Source organism: Shewanella sp. T24-MNA-CIBAN-0130 (genome assembly GCF_040310185.1).
Lineage (GTDB): Bacteria > Pseudomonadota > Gammaproteobacteria > Enterobacterales > Shewanellaceae > Shewanella > Shewanella psychromarinicola.
The window spans coordinates 1-264 of the sequence record NZ_JBEOPP010000352.1 but is presented as its reverse complement, the minus strand read 5'-3'; the positions used below and the strand labels follow the sequence as shown (position 1 = coordinate 264).

At 44.3% G+C, this 264-nt stretch carries 1 protein-coding gene; it reads left to right on the top strand.

The features are described 5' to 3' along the window. Positions 1-264 (top strand): hypothetical protein (locus AAEZ02_RS22695; protein ID WP_351125337.1); only part of this gene is annotated, 264 nt, incomplete at both ends.

The following is a 264-nucleotide window of genomic DNA, read 5'->3' as shown; positions in this document are numbered from 1 at the left end:
ATAGTGTCGTTGCCAGTAGCATCGCGCTTATTTTGAGCTTAACAGGGTTGGAGCGTCTGACTCAGTTACCTGGTCAGAAGTCTATGGTTACGGTCTTGCCGACATTATTAGGCGTTGGTCTGACAGTCGGGCTAGTGCTATTTGTTTTTCGTTTGCCTTATTCCGTTTACTATTTAGTGTTTAGTACTGTCTTGGGACTGCTTTTTTGCTTTATATCGCAAGTCTATTTACGTGCAGTCACTCAGGTTACGATCGGCTATGTGC